Raw genomic sequence first — 14,565 nt, forward strand, 5'->3', positions numbered from 1 at the left:
TTAATGTCTGTTATCAATGACTACTTGGCTATATGATTACAAGGAGTTTAGCGAGTAAAAACCCAATATTGACTAAACAGGTAGTTAGTCACCATACCAACCAAGATACCAACTGCCATTGCGATAAACACAGCGCCAGTAAACACTGGCAGTAGTTCTACCATCAACTTAAAGCAAAGCAGGTTAGGTACCGCTGATATCGATGCGGAGAACATGAATTTTTGCCACTGAATCAGTTTATCAGACCAACGCCCCTGCCCCTTGAACCCAAAAGTCAGCACGCGATTACCAAACCACGTTGTCGTTGCAGCAGCAATGAACGAGCTAATTCTCGCCGTCATTAAAGGCAAACCAACAATGTAATGCAGCAAGGCAAATACCGCACAATCAACAACAAACCCACCAACACCAACAACAGCAAATCGAACCATCTTGTGATGGGATTGGAGCTTTTGACTGTGTGCCTGAAGCTTGTTGTTGACCATTTTCAGTCCTGAGTTAACGCTGAACATCACTTTCACTTCGGATGTGGCTCAACGACAGATTGGGTTTGATGTTTTGGCTATGACAAGTGAATAAAGCACGCTTTATTTTCACCGTTGGTTCCAAAATACAGGTCAACGCATTTTCTTTTATCTTGGTTTCTACTTCTGCCCTTTTACCAATCAAGTAGAACTTGTCGATGCCATCTAGTTGCTCGATATCAAGCAGTTTCTTTGCTTGCCCGTGGCTATAAAACTGACCAGAGAATGGTCGCTTACCCACATAGAAGCTTGGTGCAGAATCCGTAATCTGTTCAAAGATGATACGGTCACTCTTCTCGTTTGCCTTACCTAGGTTTAGGTAAACCATCGCAATCATCAGCAACACTGGTAGAACCAAGGCCACGCTGGAGAACCACTTCTTATCTTTTTCCACTACGAGTATAGCAACCAACAAACCAAGAGCAGGAATACCTGGTAACACGTAAGCAGGAAGAATGTTGCCTGCCATGGTGAATAGAATTAGAGGTGAGATTAACCAACACACCAGAAATGAAAACAGTCCGCGATTCTCAGCGTTAATTTGAGCGATTTTGTTGCGACGAGCGAACGCTAAAACAGGTAACACAATTGACCAAGGTGCCGCGGCTTGAATCCAGAATACCCAGATCATACCTCGCGTTTCATCATGAGCAGAACCATAAAGATCCCCTTCCCAACCGCTTACTACAAAGCGTTTGAAATGTTCTCCAACGATGAAGTAATCAATAAACCCTGGTGTCGCGATCTCAGCCATGATGTACCACGGCAACGCAATAGCTAGCATTACACCGATACCAGACAACAGTGGGAAACGTTGCCAAAGGACTTTGAAAGCGCCAATAAACCCATGTTGTAAAACTAGCCAAGGGAAAACTGCGATACCCATGATAACAATCGCAACAGGACCTTTTGCAAGTAAGCCTAGTGCCAAGCCAATGAAACCGATATATCCCCAATTTCTATTGGTCTTATCGCTTCCTTCTCCCTGCCAACACAAATAAAAACCTAACATCGCAATCGTCATAGACAAGGTTAACGCCATATCAGTCATTACAGCGCCAGCAGCAATCGAGAATATTCCACATGTTGCCAAAACAACAGCAGTAACTAAAGCACTCTGGCCCACTCGCTTTGCCATATACGCGGTCAATAGAATCGTCGCGACACCAGCTAGCCAATGGGGTGCACGAACCGCAAATTCATTCAGGCCAAATAACTGAATACCAGCCGCACTCATCCAAGTAAACATTGGGGGCTTGCCCCAGAAAGGAATACCGTAATCGAATTGTGGGGTTAACCAATTTCCCGTTTCGATCATCAAGCGGGCCATTTCGCCATAGCGTGCTTCCGTGGTATCCATTAGCGGGTATGTCGCTAGGGATAAAAGCCTCAAAACCAGTGCAAAAGCCAGTAAATACCATAGGTGCGTTCTATTCAGGATCATGCCGATTCCTCTAGTTTAAAGTGTGTTTTTAATGCGGGTGTATCAACCACAGATTGGATCAAATACAAAGGACGATTCTTGGTTTCAATGAAGATACGACCTATGTATTCCCCCATTAAACCGATACTCAGAAGTTGAATGCCGCCGAGGGCAAGTTGAACCACCATCATCGATGGGTAGCCTGTGATTGGCTCACCAAACATCATGGTTTTGAAGACAATAATGACGCCGTAGATAAACGCGCTCAGCGCAACTAAACCACCCACAGCCGTCGCAATGCGCAGGGGTCGAATCGAGAATGACGTAATGCCATCCATTGCTAACCCGATCAGCTTGAGGTAGTTCCACTTAGTCTCACCACAGAAACGTGCATCACGATTAAACTGAATAGTCGCTTGGCGAAAACCAGGCCAAGAAAAAATGCCTTTCATGTAACGATTACGTTCTGGAAGTTGGTTTATATGGTCGACAACTTCACGGCTCATTAGTCGGAAATCCCCCACATTCTCAGGAACGTCAATCTTGGCAGCCGCATTCATCACTTTGTAAAAACTCGCCGCTGAAAACTTCTTAAACCAAGTTTCTCCATCACGTTGGCGACGTTGCATGTTGATCACGTCATAGCCTTCACGCCATTTGGCAATCATTTGAGGAATTAACTCAGGAGGATCTTGCAAGTCTGCATCTAATAAGATCACCGCTTGCCCGCGACAATGCTCTAAGCCAGCACTCATCGCCGACTCTTTACCGAAGTTACGGCTCAGTCCGATAACAGAAATAGAACTATTGATGGAGGTAAATGAGCTCACCACGTCTAAGCTGTTATCTTTACTGCCATCATCGACATAAACAATCTCACTGGTAATCGGCAGGCTATCTAACACCTTGGTTAAGCGTGAATGAAACTCTTCCAACACCTCTTGTTCGTTATAAAAAGGCACAATGATAGACAGCAAAACCGCTGGGTGGATCTGCGAGAGGGATTCTTTAGGTCGGCTAATATGAAGTTCAGACATAATACGTTCTTCTATTTATTAATCTGAGATCAATTTTACGCGCCCACAAGTGAAAGTTATGTTATTGACATATTTTTCACGCTCACCCAGGATAATGTTATTGTCTATTTCTGTATGAGATTCAAAATGAAACGAGTTCTATTGGTCGAAGATAACCGTGAAATTGCAGGTGTCTTATTTGATTATTTTGAGTGTATTGGGATGGAACTCGATTATGCAGACAACGGAGAGCTTGGCCTGCAGCTCGCAATGGACAACTCATTTGATATCATAATTTTAGATCTGATGTTGCCACGAATGGACGGCCTAACGGTTTGCAATAAACTGCGAGACCAGGGAAACGCAACACCTATCCTGATGCTGACTGCACTCGATAGCCGTGAAGACATGTTGAAAGGCTTTGACCACGGTGCAGATGATTATCTCACCAAGCCCTTTGACTTAGATATTCTAGAAGCAAGAATGAATGCACTGGTTCGCCGTTACCGCGGAAAAGTGGCGTCCTCTAAACTTCAATTTGACGAGCTCACCATCGACCAGAAAACCCGCAAAGCTTACCGTCAAGACAAGCTACTTGCACTCAACCCAACCACCTATACCATTCTTGAGATGCTGTGCCAGAATGCACCTGAAGTGGTAACGCGTGAAGACATCTCGTACAAGCTATGGGAAGAAGACGAACCGAACAACGATGTGCTACGTAGTCACATCTACCAACTGCGTAATCAACTCGATAAGCCCTTTGATACCCAGATGCTAATTACGGTTCCTAAGGTTGGATTCCGCCTGGAGTCTTACAATTGATTCTCAATGTTCTCACTAGCACAAAAACCCTTACAGGCCGTTTAGCGCTTTTCTTTGGCTTAATGGCAGTAATTGTGACGGCATTTGTCTATGTGGTCTTTATATCAGCACTGTTTTTGTCTGAAGACAGCGTCGGCGAAAGGCGAATCCTGATTGACCGCAACTACGCCATCAGCCAGTTTCAAGCTGGGGAGAATGGTGAACTAAGAATAGATGAACTGACCACGGCCTATAATGACCCAACTCTCATACCGGAAGAGTACTCTAAATTTATAAAAGGCAGAGAAAACTTCCTTGGCGAAGTGGGTCAAGAACCGAACTCGCGCATGGTCTATGTTGGTGAGTACACATACCACGGAAAAACCTATCCTATTATTCTACTGTCTGAAATAGACCTTATCGAACTGGACCAAACAGAATCAGTGTACGCGACAATGTTTATACTCACGTTGCTCTCCATCCTAATTTTTTGTTTTGGTTCAATACTTTATCGATTATCCAAACGGCTTATTGAACCATTTAACTCTCTCTCTGCACAGCTTGAGTCGAACAAACTCAACCTCAACGAAGAATTTGGAGTAAGTGACGATGCTGCGATTGAATTCCGTCAACTGACCGATCAACTCAATGAATATCGTCGAGAAATCAACTCACTAATCAAGCGAGAACAAGCCTTTGCACGCTACGCAAGCCATGAATTGAGAACACCATTAACGGTTGCACGCGGTGCTAATAAGCTATTGCTTCGTAGTGATACGACCGAGTTTCAATCTCGTCAGGTTGAGCGTATTGATGACGCCATCGTACAGATGTCTGAGATGGTCGATGCCTTGCTTGGCCTCGTGCGATATGAAAGAAACAGTGACGACGCTCCACTACGCTTATTTAGCCAACAAGAATTAGAAGCTATTGTGTCAAAAAGCACGTCGCAGGCCTCTGAAAAAGAGGTCGAGATATCGTTAATCGTTGAGTCAGAGCCAACCATTCAAGCCACCAGCGCTATCATGAATATGTTGATTGGTAACCTGCTAAGAAACGCTATTGCAGCAACTAATCTCGGCACAGTGACCATTACTCTGTCTCAAAACAGCATAACGATTGAAGACCAAGGCGAAGGCCTACAAGATCAATACAACCCTAACGGCCACGGTTTAGGGCTATTGATTGTCGACGACCTGTGTCAACGCTATCACTGGGACTTCAAACTGTTCAACCGAAGTTGCGGTGGATGCACGGCTCAAATCACCTTTTAGAGCGGCCGATACTAATTGGACTCAATATCGAGTGAAAACTTGATGTAGTTGGTTTACAGAGGCAATAACCTACTAGATACTCGTGAGTCCAATTTGATTTTAAAATGCTGGCTTTTTAGTCAGCATTTTTACTAAGTGCGATGAAACTAAATAATAGCCCTGTAACTCAGCATCAATACAACGACCACACCTTTTTCTTAAAGCGTGATGACCAGCTGCACTCCCACTTTTGTGGCAATAAAGCCCGCAAATTTATGAAGCTGCTAGAAGACGATCATCAGGACATCACCACTCTAATTAGCTACGGCTCAGCGCAAGCGAACTCTATGTTCTCACTCGCGGCATTGGCAAAGATTAAAGGTTGGACGCTGGAGTTTTACGTCGACCACCTACCTCAATGGTTACAAGAGCGCCCAATCGGCAATTACCGTGGTGCTATTGACCTTGGCGCTAAAGTCATTTCAGTTAAAGAAACAGGCTCAGAACTTCATCCACAACAGTACATCGATCAAGTGAGACAACCTGACTCACAGTGCATCGTGTTACCTGAGGGTGGTCGCTCTCAACTTTCCGAATATGGCGTGAAGCAACTGGCAATGGAAATTCTGAGCTGGACGCGCTTTGAAAACCAATACGACTTTGTTGTGGCACTACCCGCAGGGACTGGCAGCACTGCACTTTATCTTCATAAGCACCTAAAGTTACACAATATCCCAGTGCTTACTTGCGCTTGTGTCGGTGGAAGTGACTACCTGACGCAGCAATTCAATGAGCTTGGCGAAACCGAACATCCACAGATATTGCCTCTCCCGAAAAAGCATCACTTTGGTAAACTGTATAAGCAAGACTACCAAACTTGGCTTGATCTTCAGGAGCAAACTGACATTGAATTCGATCTGCTTTATGACCCATTAATGTGGCAATGTTTAGAAGAATGGCAGGCAGATAACCCAACCAAAACCATTATCTATATTCATCAAGGTGGCATCTTAGGAAACGAGTCGATGTTACCGCGCTACCAACGCAAGTATCCTGATATAAAGGCAACTGGTTCTAACAGCGATAGCAGCGCATCACCTGCTTGGTAATCCTTCAGTTCTCCTAAACCTGTTATTCGAACAGTCACAGTGACGGTTTACTGTGATTGTTTCTTCCGTATAAATTTCTTCCGTTTAATACAGCAATCCTTCTTGCTTTACCCATCAAAGCCAAACTGACAATCTGGCGAGAATCATAACGTTATCTATACTTTCCATTGGATTGCCACTCGTCACCTGAAGGATTAATGTATGCGAGCACTTACTACACTAGGCCTATTTTCGGCTTTACTGCCTTTTGCAGCACACTCTGGAGAAAACGTCATCTACCAGGTGGATGACATGGAGTTCGAAGGTTACTGGAGTGAAGCCAGCGATCAAGCCCCCCTCGTACTTTTAATACACGATTGGGATGGCTTGACCGACTACGAGAAAAAGCGTTCTGAGATGCTCAACAAACTCGGTTACAACGTATTTGCTATCGACCTGTTTGGCAAAGACATTCGCCCAACAGAAGTGAAAGATAAAAAGCAACACACGGGCGAATTGTATAAAGATCGCGAAAAAATGCGCGCACTGCTTAATGCTGGCGCTATGGAAGCGCAAAGACTTGGCGGTAACTTAGATAACAATGTGATGATGGGTTATTGTTTTGGTGGTGCTGCTGTATTAGAAGCCGCGAGAGCAGGAATTCCATCCAAAGCTTATGTCACCTTCCACGGTGGTCTATCGACACCGAAAGGACAAGACTACTCACAAACCAAAGCGCCAGTTGTCGTGTTCCATGGAACGGCTGACGCCATGATATCAATGCAGGATTTTGGCAGCCTTGCCGCTGAACTGGAATCAGCCAAAGTACCTCATGAGATGATCACCTACAGCGGAGCCCCTCATGCGTTCACCGTGTTTGGTTCCAATAATTACCAGAATGAAGCTGACCAAAAATCGTGGCAGCGATTCACTCATGTATTAGAGACCACCACCAGATAAACTGAAACACTAAAACCTAGTTAGCCCATGCTTATATAGCTAAGCATGGGCTAATTGGTGTGTACACGTTTTTTGATGAGTTACATGTAACGGTGGATGCTCAGGTCGTCTGATTGAATATCGCTATTTGAGCCACTAACCACACTCGCTAACAACTTTCCTGAACCACACGCCATCGTCCATCCCAACGTCCCATGACCAGTATTGGTAAACAAGTTCTTAATTGGCGTCTTGCCGATAATAGGCGTGCCATCTGGCGTCATTGGCCTTAATCCAGTCCAGTATTCTGCTTTAGAGAAGTCCCCAGCCTGCGGGAACAGGTCTTTTATCACCATATCAATCGTCGCTTTGCGCTTTTCAGGAATCAGGTAATTGAAACCAGCAAGCTCTGCCGTCCCTGCAATACGAATTCGATCATCAAAACGCGTCATCGCTACCTTATAGGTTTCATCCATAACGGTTGATGTTGGTGACTTATCCGCACTAACAATTGGCAATGTCAAAGAGTAGCCCTTCACTGGATAAACAGGAATCGACAAGTCGACTTGTTTAAGTAGATCTCGAGAATAACTTCCCGAAGCCACCACGTAAGCGTCCGCTCTGAACTCTCCTTGAGTCGTGGTAATACTCTGAATATCATGATTTTTACGGTTCAGCTTAAGTACTTCCGTATCAAACACAAACTGAACACCAAGCGACTTAGCTTTCTCAGTCAGAGCTAAACAGAATTGATGACAATCTCCCGTTTCATCATGAGGTAAGTATAAGCCGCCCACCAGCTTGTCTTTCACGTCTGCTAATCCTGGTTCAACCGACAGGCACTGATCAACACCAAACAGCGAGTGCTCAATGCCACTTTCTGTTAGTAGCTTCATATCCTGCTGAATCGCATCCAGTTGTTTCTCGCTTCTGAATACCTGTAAGGTACCTTTCTGCCTGCCTTCATAAGCCAAATTTTCACTGGTTCGAAGGTGGGTTAGACAGTCTCGACTATAGTTTGCCACTCTCAGCATGCGTGACTTATTCACGGCGTATTTAGCTTCATTGCAGTTAGCGAGCATCTTTGTCGCCCAAGCCACTAATTCTGGAGAAAGTGACGGTTTGACCTTTAAAGGCGCATGTTCTTGGGTCAGCCATTTCATCGCTTTTGACGGAATACCCGGCGCTGCCCAAGGTGAAGAATAGCCATAAGAAATTTGCCCGGCGTTCGCGAAACTGGTCTCTTTACCACTGCTATCCTGGCGGTCGATAACCGTTACTGAGTGGCCCTCTTTCGCCAGATACCAAGCACTGGTCAAGCCAATAACACCGCTGCCAATTACAATTACTTCCATTCTATATTCCCCTGCACTCGCCACACAGCTGAGCCTTACGGCCTGTTTAAAACACCTGTCGTTAATAGTTTGTAACGTATTCATCAAGCGTTGACTTAACAATTCATCATTTGTTGATAAAAAGTCAATTTTGTCGCAAATCGAGAGAATGAGTTTGGAAGTGTGATGTTGAAGGGCTTCAGAGTACAAGCCATTGAGTGGACCCACAGGGTAGCCTCACCCAACAAAGAAGCTCACTGGTAGTAACAAGTTGAGCCAAGATTAGGACTCTGCGTTTCACCAACCCTGATCTATTTAGATATTGTGAGCATCATGACTTAAGAATGTAGCGTTCTCGATAAGAAAGTCTAAAAAGGTTTCGGCTTGCAATGAGAGTGCACGGCCTTTGAGAGATTGAACTTTGACCGTCGCTTTAGAGAAGGTGTCTAGCTCAGTCGCAACCACTTCAATTTGTCCCGATTTGATCTCGTCAAGCACAGTGAGCTTAGGCATAAAGGTTACGCCTAGGCCTGCCGAAACGAAGTTAGTTAGCGCGGTGACCGAGTTGGTTTGAAGTTTTGGCTGTAAGGTAAGATGAGAGTTTTGTTCGGCCTGCTTTACGAGCCTCCCCATACCTGTCGAGTTGTCGATCAAAGCAATAGAAGCCTCTCTAATGTCTTGCAGTGTCACCGGTGCTTGTTGCGTCGTCAGTACGTGCCCTTTGGGAGCGATAAGCTCTAAAGGGTGGCTACGCTCGACGTGTGAATGCAGTTTAGGGTGAGGTGCAGACGCATAGGTAATCGCAAAATCAATCTGTTGATCTTCCAACATTTTCACCGCATCCAATGCACCGGCTATCTCGATCGATAAATTGATATCAGGGTAACGAGCCATGAAAGTCTGCATAGGTTTAGAGACCAAGTTAGTGATAAACCCTTCTCCTATCGCGATGCTAACGTTACCGCCCTTGAGGTTTTTCAGCTTGGTTAGGCGAGCCAGCACCGCCGTTTCACTGCGAACGATGGAGCGGTAATAGTTCAATAACTCGTTGCCCGCCTCAGTCAGCAGAGATTGGCGGTTGTTGCGCTCCCACACCTTCATTTCTGCTTGTGCTTCAAGCTGCGTCAGCATTCTACTCATTGCGGCAGGGTCAACGTTCATCATCTTAGATGCTTTACGCAGTGACCCATATTTTGATAACGCATTCAGATACTCAAGCGCACGAAGATTAAAATGGTGCATACAACTTCCTTGTGATTCGACTGACACAACACAAGCCTCTCACAATTTTCTCAATTGCCCATCTAGGAATTGAGGTACCGACCTAGCAAGTTTGCAAGTTGTGGACTGAGTCACCAACACAAGCCCTTAAAAAACGATAGGTGTTATATAGAAGAAGTATGTATTCGTCTCTAATAAAACAAAAACACAGCTCAATCCAACGAAGAAATGAGCTGTGTTTGATGTTCACTATCGGCTGTTTTAAGCCGATAACCAGTCACTATTTTAAAGCGAGCAGCTTATCGACAAACTCAGAGAAGCCGTATCCTCCGGGTTTGCTCATCACCACTGATGGGTGATGCTCTAGTCGTTCCCAATAATGCTGAATATTGGCCACACCTACACTGTTCGGCAAAATTTCAAACATGTATTGATCGTTCATCGAGTCACCGACATAGCAACTACGCTCGACTATTTCTTGGTCAGACAGCCCCTTCTCTTTGAGAAAAGCGGTCGATGTTGCTTTCTTAGAGTGCTCACCATACCAAGCATTAATGTGAATAGAGCTTGCTGTGGCGTGTGCACCTAGCGCATGAATCTTAGAGACTATCTCTTCAATAATCGCATCATCGACTTTGGGACGGTTTTGACCGATGTCTATCGCGACCTCACACAAGCGGTACGACTGATCCAGCGTTAAGCTGAGCTCTGGATAATCACTCAAAATAGCTAAGACTTGTTGTTTCAGTTTGCTCTGATTAGCACTGACTTCTGGCAAAGGAATATCTGAGCGCAATGTCAGATAACCGTTTTTCTTTTCCATAATGAAAGCGCCATTCTCGCCGAGAACCGCATCAACAGGCCACAGCTGAGCAATATGATCACACCAACCTGCACAAGCCCCCGTTACCGCAACCACTTTCTTGCCCGAATCTCGAAGCTTACTTAAAGCGATCAAGGTTTCAGGCGGCAATTGACCTTGCCACGTTAAGGTGTCATCCACATCGGTTAACACCCAATCTATCTTTTTCCAATTTTGGTTCAATTCATTCGATACCGAATTCATTTCTACACCTCTAAATAATCAATCACTAAACAGTGTTAAAGCAAATTCGGTAAAAACATCACTAAGCTTTCAGAGAAAGTCAGCAACATCAGAACCGTGAGTAGTGCTAGCAACAACGGAGCCACTTCTCTTACGAAGTCGACCATACGAACTTTTAAAATCGAGCAAACCGTAAACATCATCGAGCCAAATGGCGGAGTCACACCACCAATCATGATATTCACAATCACGATAATGCCGAAGTGAACCGGATTAACGCCTAGGTTAAGCACAGCAGGCAGCAGCAATGGCGTAAGTATGATCATCGCAGCACCACCTTCGATAAACATACCTACCACTAACAGCAGCACGTTAATCAACAACAGTAAGACGAGCTTGTTGTCTGTCAGCTCAATCAAAGCCGAAGCAACATTGTGTGGGATCTGCTCTAGCGTCATGTAGTAACCAAAGACCATGGCACCAATAATGATGAACATGACACTACTGGTGCCCTGCACTGTTTCACGCATGATCAGCGGGATATGGCGCAAACCCAGTTGACGATATACGAAGATGCCAATAATCGCGCAAAGTAATACTGCGATAGCGCCCGCTTCAGTAGGCGTGAACAAGCCAAAACGCATGCCCAGAATAATGCCGAACGGGATCAACAGTGCCGGAATCGCTTTCAAGAAGTAATGAAAACGCTCTTTGGCAGAAGCAGGCTCAGAGCGTGACGGTTTGTAACGACGCTTACGAGCAATGAACGCTATCGTCACCATCAGCGACAGCGCCATCAAAAATGCCGGCACGTAACCCGCTATAAACATTTGATGGACCGATACGTTCGCCAATAAAGCAAAGATGATTAAGTTGATACCCGGTGGGATCACAGGGCTGATACTTGATGACGCAGCTGTTACCGCGGCCGTGAATGGCAAGTCATAACCACGCTTGGTCATCTCAGGAGCAAGAATCTTCGACTGCATCGCCGCATCCGCGTTTGCCGATCCTGAGATACCCCCCATAAGAGTACTCAATGCCACATTCACTTGAGCAAGACCACCGGTTTTATGCCCAATCATTGAATCGGCAAATGCGAGTAAGCTCTTACTGATCCCCGCATAGTTCATCACCGAACCCACCATGATAAAGAACGGAATGGCCAACAACGGAAAAGACTCAGCAGAACTAATAAAGCGCTGCATCACCAAGCTCACCGGAATAGAGTCATTGATAAAAAGAAAGTAAACCATCGCCGATGCAATCAGAGAAAACGCGATGGGGATGTTCAAAAGAAACAGAACAAACAGAATAAGGATTGGAAGATAGCTTTCCATGAATCGTACCTACTTAGCAGAGCGCTTTAGAGAAGCGACATCGTTCGCGATAAATCGAACGGTGTGGATCGCCATCAATGAGAAACAAAGCAACAACACGCCATTGATAACAAAATATGATACGCCCATGACTGGCGTTACCTTGTTAGATAGCATGAGATATTGATAACTCAGAACTGCCATTAAAATGTTCAGAGCTAGTAGGAAAGCGGAAACACACAATCTAAATGGGATTTTTGCTTTTTCTGGCAACATGGCAACCACCACATCGACCCCCATGTGAAGCTTGTGTTTGTAACAGGAGCTAATCCCTAAGTAGACAGCCCAGATGAAGCAAATAACCGACAGCTCTTCACTCCACGGAACAACAAAGCCAAATCCATAACGCAAGACGACGTTAACGATAACAACCAAAACGGTGATCGAAATAGCGATAGAAGCGAGGATTTCTTCAATATTTTTCAATAAAAACAAAAGACTTCTCCAGCGAAATACCGAATACGACGTGGGTATTTCAGGAATAAAACGGCCTAAGAATATTTAGGCCGTAATCATTAACTAATTAATTTCTGCAGAACTACTGTGCAGCTCGGATCGTTTCTAGCTCTTTCATGATCGTCGCGTGTATGCCTTCACTCCAGCTTGGGAACTGGTTGTAGACATCTGCCGTCAACTGGTTGAACTCTTCAGAATTCACTTCATTGAAGGTAACACCTAGCTCTTCAAGTTTCTGAGTGTATTCAACATCCAGTTTAACCAGCTCAGCAGTGTTAGATTCAGCACCGGCCTCTAGCTCTTCGTTGATGATCTGTTGTTGCTCTGGCGTAAACTTGTCCCAAAGCGTTGGTGAAATGTAGATACCCACAGTACCAAGGAAGTGCTTAGTCAAAGACATGTTCTTAGCCACTTCGTAGATCTTGGTTGAGTACATGGTCAGGATAGAACCTTCAAGACCGTCGACAACGCCTTGTTGAACGCCTGCATAGGTCTCAGGGAATGGAAGAGAAGCTGGAGCTGCACCCATTGCTGAAAGTGTGCTAATGAACAGCTGACTTTGTGGAACACGAATACGCATGCCTTTCATGTCACCAGAGTTAACGATCTCTTTATTGGTGATCATGTGGCGGAAGCCAAACATATAATCTGCGTTCAATACTTTGATGCCCTTCTCTTCCGCTTTAGCTTTAAGGCCAGCGACGAAATCAGTGTCCATCATCGCTAAGTATTCATCGTAGGTGTTGTATAGCATTGGACCTGCCAGTGCGGCAAAGTCAGGCACGTAATCACCTAGATAAGTCAAATCCTCTACGGCAATCCAGTTGGCACCGTTAACCACTTGTTCCAGGTTATCTTTGTAAACAGGCAATTGACCACCAGGGAAAACTTTAATGTTTACCGAGCCATCGGTTCTTTCTCGAATTTTGTCGGTCGCTTTGATTAGCTCTTGCGTAAGCAGCTCATTTTGAGTGAACACAAGGCTCATGTTGATATTGATCGGCTCGTCTTTAGCTTCAGAACCAGCCTTGTCAGCTTCACCACAACCAACAAGCAGCGTTGCCGCCATAATTACTGTACCTAATAGCTTTTTCATTTTTAATCACCTTTATGTGGCTATCGTTTTCTAAATATAGAGGGTGTTATTAAGTTTTCGTAGAGTATGTGAGTGAATTATTACATTCATATGAACATTTATCTTAGCGATTTGAACATAGTGAGTATAAGGTCTCACTATTGTACAAACTCTATCCAACTCTTTTTTAACTAGTTCTCATTTAAAACAGCGCAATATGGTGGCGAGTTAATAAATCTGTAATAAAGTAGAGCTACTGTTTCCTGAATTTTCAAATGAACATCGAGATTGAATTATGATCACAGGCCACCGCGGTGCCGCTTCTTTAGCACCTGAAAATACGTTAGTGAGTATTGAACACGCAGCGAAAGCTGGTGCTAAATGGATTGAAATTGATACCCAGTTGAGCGCTGATGGCATCCCTATGGTTTTTCATGACAAGACAGTCAATCGTTGTACTAACGGAACGGGAAATATCGCCGATTTAGACTTAACCACACTCAAGACGTTAGATGCTGGTAGTTGGTTTGGTAGCGAGTTCGCGGGGACCACGATTCCTACTTTGAACGAAGCGTTCGATAAATGCCTAGAACTTGATGTAACTCTGAACCTTGAGATCAAAATTTATGACGATAAGGCTATTCAGCCACTCGTTGAAACAGTGATCGCACTGATTGAGCAAAAGCAGTTCCCTATTGAAAAACTGCTCATCTCAAGCTTCAAAAAAGAGGCGCTAAGTCTTTGCCAGCAAATGATGCCTAAGGTTAAACGTGGTTTTATCTGCGAAGTGTGGAACGATTTCAGCCTGGAGTCCCTTCAATCACTTGATCTGTACAGCATTCATATTGATCACCGCATCCTTGATGAGAAAACAGCAAAAGCGATTAAAGCTTCAGGCGCAGTTCTGAAAATATGGACCCTGAACGATCCACAATTAGCGGCTAAATATTTCAACCTAGGTGTCGATAACATCATCACTGACGTACCAAACCAATTTTAGTGGGCTTC

General features: G+C 44.7%; 14 protein-coding genes. 5 read left to right on the forward strand and 9 right to left on the reverse strand.

Features of this window, described 5'->3' with window-relative positions; all coding sequences use genetic code 11:
- Positions 1 to 47: 47 nt before the first annotated feature.
- Genes BTO10_RS16300 through BTO10_RS16310 form a run of 3 tightly spaced genes read right to left on the reverse strand, consistent with a single transcriptional unit; the run spans position 48 to position 2,984 of the window.
- Positions 48 to 512 carry a GtrA family protein gene (locus BTO10_RS16300; protein ID WP_105025245.1) on the reverse strand — a complete coding sequence of 155 codons (465 nt, stop codon included), beginning with the start codon at positions 510 to 512 and terminating at the stop codon, positions 48 to 50.
- A complete protein-coding gene (locus BTO10_RS16305) occupies positions 499 to 1,968 on the reverse strand; it encodes an ArnT family glycosyltransferase (protein ID WP_105025246.1) in 1,470 nt (489 codons plus the stop codon). The genes BTO10_RS16300 and BTO10_RS16305 overlap by 14 nt, the downstream gene beginning before the upstream one ends.
- Complete coding sequence (locus BTO10_RS16310) at positions 1,965 to 2,984, reverse strand: glycosyltransferase family 2 protein (RefSeq protein ID WP_105025247.1); 1,020 nt, start codon at positions 2,982 to 2,984, stop codon at positions 1,965 to 1,967. Before BTO10_RS16310 ends, BTO10_RS16305 begins: the two co-directional genes overlap by 4 nt.
- 126 nt (positions 2,985 to 3,110) lie before the next feature.
- Between BTO10_RS16310 and BTO10_RS16315 the strand changes: the two genes are divergently transcribed.
- From BTO10_RS16315 to BTO10_RS16330, 4 genes are all read left to right on the forward strand, one after another.
- Positions 3,111 to 3,788, forward strand: coding sequence for a response regulator transcription factor (locus tag BTO10_RS16315; RefSeq protein WP_004741618.1), 678 nt, complete (start codon positions 3,111 to 3,113; stop codon positions 3,786 to 3,788).
- Positions 3,785 to 5,041, forward strand: a complete 1,257-nt coding sequence (locus BTO10_RS16320) for a sensor histidine kinase (RefSeq protein WP_004741617.1) — start codon at positions 3,785 to 3,787, stop codon at positions 5,039 to 5,041. Before BTO10_RS16315 ends, BTO10_RS16320 begins: the two co-directional genes overlap by 4 nt.
- A gap of 140 nt (positions 5,042 to 5,181) precedes the next feature.
- Positions 5,182 to 6,129, forward strand: coding sequence for a 1-aminocyclopropane-1-carboxylate deaminase/D-cysteine desulfhydrase (locus tag BTO10_RS16325; protein WP_004741616.1), 948 nt, complete (start codon positions 5,182 to 5,184; stop codon positions 6,127 to 6,129).
- Positions 6,130 to 6,330: 201 nt separating this feature from the next.
- Complete coding sequence (locus BTO10_RS16330) at positions 6,331 to 7,068, forward strand: dienelactone hydrolase family protein (RefSeq protein WP_105025248.1); 738 nt, start codon at positions 6,331 to 6,333, stop codon at positions 7,066 to 7,068.
- Between the two features lie 80 nt (positions 7,069 to 7,148).
- On the opposite strand, the gene BTO10_RS16335 is transcribed toward BTO10_RS16330, so the two are convergent.
- From BTO10_RS16335 to BTO10_RS16360, 6 genes are all read right to left on the reverse strand, one after another.
- Complete coding sequence (locus tag BTO10_RS16335; RefSeq protein WP_004741614.1) at positions 7,149 to 8,402, reverse strand: D-amino acid dehydrogenase; 1,254 nt, start codon at positions 8,400 to 8,402, stop codon at positions 7,149 to 7,151.
- Between the two features lie 294 nt (positions 8,403 to 8,696).
- Entirely contained in the window at positions 8,697 to 9,623 is a 927-nt protein-coding gene (locus BTO10_RS16340; RefSeq protein WP_105025249.1) for a LysR family transcriptional regulator, read from the reverse strand.
- A gap of 259 nt (positions 9,624 to 9,882) precedes the next feature.
- The gene (locus BTO10_RS16345; RefSeq protein ID WP_105025250.1) at positions 9,883 to 10,668 is read right to left on the reverse strand and encodes an HAD-IIB family hydrolase; all 786 of its coding nucleotides are present in this window, start codon (positions 10,666 to 10,668) and stop codon (positions 9,883 to 9,885) included.
- 35 nt (positions 10,669 to 10,703) lie between these two features.
- Positions 10,704 to 11,987: a TRAP transporter large permease gene (locus BTO10_RS16350; RefSeq protein WP_004741611.1), complete on the reverse strand. Its 1,284-nt coding sequence runs from the start codon at positions 11,985 to 11,987 to the stop codon at positions 10,704 to 10,706.
- A gap of 9 nt (positions 11,988 to 11,996) precedes the next feature.
- Entirely contained in the window at positions 11,997 to 12,461 is a 465-nt protein-coding gene (locus BTO10_RS16355) for a TRAP transporter small permease (RefSeq protein WP_004741610.1), read from the reverse strand.
- Between the two features lie 103 nt (positions 12,462 to 12,564).
- Entirely contained in the window at positions 12,565 to 13,578 is a 1,014-nt protein-coding gene (locus BTO10_RS16360) for a C4-dicarboxylate TRAP transporter substrate-binding protein (protein ID WP_004741609.1), read from the reverse strand.
- Positions 13,579 to 13,852: 274 nt separating this feature from the next.
- Between BTO10_RS16360 and BTO10_RS16365 the strand changes: the two genes are divergently transcribed.
- On the forward strand, positions 13,853 to 14,557 hold the full coding sequence (locus BTO10_RS16365) for a glycerophosphodiester phosphodiesterase family protein (RefSeq protein ID WP_004741608.1): 705 nt from the start codon (positions 13,853 to 13,855) through the stop codon (positions 14,555 to 14,557).
- Positions 14,558 to 14,565: the final 8 nt, after the last annotated feature.

The sequence above is a fragment of the Vibrio chagasii genome (assembly GCF_002954585.1).
GTDB lineage: Bacteria > Pseudomonadota > Gammaproteobacteria > Enterobacterales > Vibrionaceae > Vibrio > Vibrio chagasii_A.